Consider the following 5,474-nt stretch of genomic DNA (forward strand, 5'->3'; position numbering starts at 1 on the left):
CACTGACCACGATCGGCCCCGCACGCACCGCGCACCATCTCCGGCTCCGTCGCTCCCTGGAGGCACCGTTGCACCGTTCTCTCCGATTCCCCACCGGCCGGCGTGCGCGCGTCAGAGCGGCGGGCACGCTCGCGGCGGCGGGTCTGCTGCTCCCGCTGCTCGGCGCGGCTCCCCCGCAGGGTTCCGCGGCGCCCGCCGACCAGAAGCTGCAGAGCGCGTTCGCCGCCGCGGCGGCCGAGTTCGAGGTCCCGCAGAGCGTGCTGCTCGGGGTCTCCTATCTGCAGTCGCGCTGGGACACGCACGCGGGCGCACCGAGCGTGTCCGGCGGCTACGGCCCGATGCACCTCACCGATGTCCGCACCGCGCTCGCCCGCACGGTGCGACACGACCATGCCGAGGGCGACGCGCGCGGTGACGACGCCCGGGCCCCGCTGAAGGCGACCCCGGCGCTGCCGGAGACCGGCGCTCTCCCGGCCCGACTGACCACCCTCGTGCGGGCCTCGAAGCTGTCCGGGATCCCCGCCGAGCAGCTGCGCAGCGACCCCGCGGCCAATGTGCGGGGCGGCGCGGCTCTGCTGGCGGCCGCGCAGAAGAAGCTGGGTCGGCCGCTGGGCGGCGCGGCCTCCGACTGGTTCGGCGCCGTCGCCACGTTCTCCGGCGCCGACGACGCGGCGACGGCGACGTCGTACGCCGACGACGTGTTCGCGGTGATCCACGACGGTGAGCGGCGGACCAACGACGCGGGCCAGGCTCTGCGGCTGGCCGCCGACCCTTCCGCCACCGCGCACACGGCCCAGCTGGCGCGGGCCGGTCTGCGCCGGGCGGACACCGGGGACACCGAGTGTCCGCGGACGGTGTCCTGCGAGTGGATCCCGGCCCCGTACGAGGAGTTCGGCGACGGCGACTACGGCAACCACGACCTCGCGGACCGGCCGAAGGACCAGAGCATCGACTACATCGTCATCCACGACACGGAGGCGACGTGGGAGCAGACGCTCAAGCTGGTCCAGGACAAGACGTATCTGGCCTGGCACTACTCGCTGCGCTCGACCGACGGGCACATCGTGCAGTCCATCAAGTCGAAGGACGTGGGCTGGCACGCGGGCAACTGGTACACGAACGCCAAGTCCATCGGTCTGGAGCACGAGGGTTTCCTGGCACAGCCCGACTCCTGGTACACGGAGGCGATGTACCGCTCGTCGGCGCGTCTCGTGAGGTACCTGTCGAAGCGGTACGACATCCCGCTGGACCGGCAGCACATCCTGGGCCATGACACGGTGCCCGGTCCCACGACGGCGACCATCCCGCAGATGCACACGGACCCGGGCCCGTACTGGGACTGGTCGCACTACTTCGCGCTGCTGGGCAAGCCGTTCCACCCGACGGCGGGCAAGAAGGGCGGGCTGGTCACGATCGACCCGCGGTTCGCCGAGAACCGGCCGCAGTACACGGGGTGCACCGAGGCGGGCGAGCCGTGCGCCGCACACGGGTCGAGCGCGGTGCGGCTGTACACCGCGCCGAGCGAGGACGCCCCGCTGGTCAAGGACGTCGGGCTGCGCCCCGGCGGCGAGGACTCGACCATCGACGTCAACGACATGGCGTCGCGGGTCTCGGCGGGCCAGCAGTACGCGGTCGCGGAGCGCAGGGGCGACTGGACGGCCGTCTGGTACCTGGGCCAGAAGGCCTGGTTCCACAACCCGGCGCGGCATCCGGTGGCCGTGAACGCGAAGGGTCTCGTCGTCACCGCGAAGGACGGCGCGGCGGACGTCCCGGTCTACGGGCGCGCCTACCCGGAGAAGGAGGCGTACCCGGCGGGCATGACGCCGCAGGCGATCTCGCCGTTGCCGTACAAGCTGCTCTCGGGGCAGCGGTACGCGGTCGGCGGGCGGACGACGGGCGAGTACTTCTACTCGCCGACGTTCGACACGTCGACGCACCGGGTGGTGCGCGGCAAGGACGTGTACTACGAGATCCAGTTCGGTCACCGGGTCGCGTACGTGCGGGCGGCCGACGTGAAGGTGGTGCCGTCGACGGTCTCCTGAGGTACGGGACCGTGAGCGGGCCGCGGGCCCGGGTGCGCCGTGGGGGCGGACCCGGGCCCGCGGTCCGTGTCAGTCGAACACGTAGCGGCGGCCCGCGGTCGCCTTGACGGTGCGCTCGCCGAACAGGGTGCTGCGGACGGTGAGTTCACGGGTGCGGGACGCGGTCAGGACCACGCGGGTGGCGCGGCCCGCCGCCCAGTCGATGTCGACGGTGGCGCCGCCGCGGGCGCGCAGCCCGCGCACGGAGCCGTCGGGCCAGCTCGACGGCAGCGCGGGCAGTACCTCGATGACATCGTGCTGGCTCTGCAGCAGCATCTCCACGACACCGGACGTGGCGCCGAAGTTGCCGTCGATCTGGAACGGCGGGTGGGTGTCCCACAGGTTCGGCAGGGTCGACGACCTGAGCTGTTCGGCGAGCATCCGGTGCGCGTGGTCGCCGTCGCGCAGCCGCGCCCAGAAGTTGATCTTCCAGGCCTTGGACCAGCCGGTGCCGCCGTCGCCGCGGGCGGTGAGCGAGACCTTCGCGGCGTCGGCCCAGCGGCTGCCGGGTTCGATCTGCCGGCCGGGATGCAGGGCGAAGAGGTGGGAGACGTGCCGGTGGTCGTCGGTGGGGCTGTCGAGGTCGGTCTTCCACTCCTGGAGCTGCCCCCAGGACCCGATGCGCAGACCGGGGTCCAACTTCTCCAGGGTGTCGGCCAGTTGCTGCCGGAAGGCGGGCCGGTCGCCGAGTGTCCGCGCGGCCTCGAGGGTGTTGGTGAGCAGGTCGTGGACGATCTGCTGGGACATCGCGGCGCCGGCGGTGAAGTCGCCGTGCTCGGGCGAGTAGCTGGGCGTGACGACGAGGCTGCCGTCGCGCGGGTCGGTGCGCAGGGTGTCGAGCCAGAACTCGGCGGCGGACTTCATGAGCGGGTACGCGGTGGTGCGCAGGTAGTCGGTGGAGCCGCCGAAGCGGTAGTGCTCGTAGAGCTGCCCGGTGAGCCAGGCGGCCGCTTCGGGGAACCAGAAGGAGGTGGCCCAGTCGTGCACGCCCGTGAATCCGTAGGGGTTGGTCTCGTTGTGCACGACCCAGCCGCGGGCACCGAACATCTCGCGTGCGGTGCGCTCGCCCGGGGCCCGCAGGGCGGCGACGAAGCGGTCGTAGGGCGCGGTGGTCTCGGCGAGGTTCGCGGCCTCGGCGAGCCAGTAGTTCATCTGGAGGTTGATGTTGACGTGGTAGTCGGCCGACCAGGGCGGGGCGGTCGAGGCGTTCCATCCGCCCTGGAGGTTCGCGGGCAGCGAACCGGCCCGCGAGGAGGCGATGAGGAGGTAGCGCCCGTACTGGAAGAAGAGCGCTTCGAGGGCGCGGTCGGCGGCGCTGCCGGTGCCCGTGTACTCCTGGAGCAGCTGGTCGGTGGGGACGTCGGCCGGGGTCTGCTGTCCGATGTCGAGGGCGACCCGGTCGAGGAGGGTGCGGTGGTCGCGGACGTGACGGGCGCGCAGGGCCGCGTGGTCGCGGGCGGCGGCGCGGTCGACGGTGGCGGTGACGGCGGCGTGCGGGTCGGCGCCGCGGTAGTGGGGATGGGTGTCGGCGTAGTCGGTGCCTGCGGCGAGGACGAAGGAGACGCGGTCGGCGCCGGTGACGGTGAGGGTGCCGTCGGTGCCCGCGGTGAGGGTGCCGCCGGTGTGCCGGACACGGATCTGGGCCTCGAAGCGCAGTCCGTTGTCGTCGAGGCGGCCCGTGACGCTGATCCGGTCGCCGGTGGCGGCCGCGGTGAAGTCGGCGCGCGGTGAGGTGTAGCGCAGGGTGACGGTGATGCTGCCGGGGCGGTCGGCGGTGAGCTCTCCGGCGAGGACGCCGTCGGGGTGCGAGGCGAGGTACTCCCTGCGGTGGGCGACGCCCTCGTGGGTGTACGTGACGGTGGCGAGGGCGGTGCGCAGGTCGAGGGTGCGCCGGTAGTCGGGCGGGGTGGCGTCGGGGCCGCCGGGGAGGTCGAGCCGGAGGTCGCCGAAGGTCTGGTGGGCGCCGTAGCCGGTGCGGGCCTGGCCGAGTGCGGCGGTGACGGTGTCGGGGTCGAGGCGGGTCTCGGCGTCGAGGCGGCGCCGGACGTCGGCGAGGGCGTCGGGGCGCGGGCTGCGCCAGTTCCCGGAGTCGTAGCCGTCGCGGGCGCCGGGGCCGCCGGTCCACAGGGTCTTCTCGTTGAACTGGAGGCGCTCGGAGGCGAGGGTGCCGAAGACCGAGGCGGCGAGGGCGCCGCTGCCGATGGGCAGCGTCTCGCGCTCCCAGTCGGCGGCGGGTGTGCGATACCAGAGCCGCAATTCATCGGAGGGTTCGGCGCGCGGGGTGTCGGCGGCGGCCGCGGCCGCGGGTCCCGCGAGCGGGACCGCTCCGGCCGCGAGGGCTGCGGCTCCTGCGGCCGCACTCTTCATGGTGGTTCTTCGCGTGACTCCGTCGGGCGCGGAGTGCTCAGGGTTCCCAGAAGGCATGCCTCGGCACGCTAGAGGTCCGATGACTCTCCGGCAAGAGGGTGCGCACGACCGCGGTCGGCCCTCGGCGGAGCAGGTCGCTCCGCAGAGGGCTCGGACCGGGGCTCAGCCCTGCTGGAAGAGCTCCGCGGGCAGCGGCTTGAGCAGCGCGTAGAGGTCGTCGGTGATCGGACGGTCCCAGGAGGCGATCGTCACGAGGACCTGGTCGCTGCGGTCGAACTGGACGCAGGAGATCCGGGTCTCCGACAGCTTGAGGCGGCGCACGATCAGCAGGTTGTCCCCCTGCATGACCGGGACGTCCTCGACGCCGGTGACCGTGACCTCCTCGTCGTTCTCCAGCGCGATGAGGAGCTGGGCGACCTCGAAGGGGATCTCGCCCTCGGCGGTCTCCCGGGCCGGGGAGCCCTCGGGGAGGTTGCCGATGATCATCGCGGGGCCACGGCCGCCGAACAGGTCGTAGCGCAGGAAGACGCCCTGGCAGGAGCCGTCGGGCGCGGGCAGCAGGCCGGCCCCGAGGTTGCCCGGCCAGTCACCCGGATCCATGGCCAGGACGTCGAAGTCGGGGCCCGCGGGGGTCGCTGCGCGGCGGCGGAGGAAGGACATGCGCTCCATCGTACGTCGCCGCGGCGGTCCGGCCCGTGCCGGGGCTCACGCGCTGTGAGGTGCGCGCTCCGCGCGGGAGTTGTGGCGCTCGTGGTGGCGGGCGACCCGGGCGCGGTTTCCGCACGAGGGCGTGCACCACTCCTGGCGCGGGTGCTCCTTGAGGAAGTACCGCACGCAGCGCGGCGCGTGGCAGGCGCGCAGCCGCCGCCGGTCCTCGCCCGCGAGGAATCCGATCGCGGCGCGGGCGAGCGCGGCGACGAGCCGGTCGGCAGGCGCCGCCCCGGCCGCGGTGGCCTCGTGGGCGGCGGGCTCCGCCCCGTCCGCGGCAGCCCAGGTCAGTACCGGCACGACGGGGCACAGGGCGGC

General features: G+C 73.4%; 4 protein-coding genes. 1 reads left to right on the plus strand and 3 read right to left on the minus strand.

Annotated elements, in window-relative coordinates; genetic code table 11:
* The first annotated feature begins 68 nt into the window (after positions 1–68).
* Positions 69–2,042, plus strand: coding sequence for an N-acetylmuramoyl-L-alanine amidase (locus GTW43_RS02295; protein WP_161299858.1), 1,974 nt, complete (start codon positions 69–71; stop codon positions 2,040–2,042).
* 69 nt (positions 2,043–2,111) lie between these two features.
* On the opposite strand, the gene GTW43_RS02300 is transcribed toward GTW43_RS02295, so the two are convergent.
* The 3 genes from GTW43_RS02300 to GTW43_RS02310 form a co-directional block, all read right to left on the minus strand.
* Entirely contained in the window at positions 2,112–4,448 is a 2,337-nt protein-coding gene (locus tag GTW43_RS02300) for a glycoside hydrolase family 95 protein (protein WP_161299859.1), read from the minus strand.
* A gap of 162 nt (positions 4,449–4,610) precedes the next feature.
* Entirely contained in the window at positions 4,611–5,108 is a 498-nt protein-coding gene (locus GTW43_RS02305) for a hypothetical protein (protein ID WP_161299860.1), read from the minus strand.
* A 45-nt stretch (positions 5,109–5,153) separates the two neighbouring features.
* Positions 5,154–5,474, minus strand: a 321-nt coding sequence (locus tag GTW43_RS02310; protein ID WP_161299861.1) for a CGNR zinc finger domain-containing protein, incomplete at its 5' end; no start/stop codon positions are given.

Source organism: Streptomyces sp. SID5785 (assembly GCF_009870065.1).
Taxonomy (GTDB): domain Bacteria; phylum Actinomycetota; class Actinomycetes; order Streptomycetales; family Streptomycetaceae; genus Streptomyces.

Coding starts and splice junctions, on each gene's coding strand:
- GTW43_RS02300 (WP_161299859.1), bottom strand. CDS start 4,448: ATGAAGAGTGCGGCCGCAGGAGCCGCAGCCCTCGCGGCCGGAGCGGTC.
- GTW43_RS02305 (WP_161299860.1), bottom strand. CDS start 5,108: ATGTCCTTCCTCCGCCGCCGCGCAGCGACCCCCGCGGGCCCCGACTTC.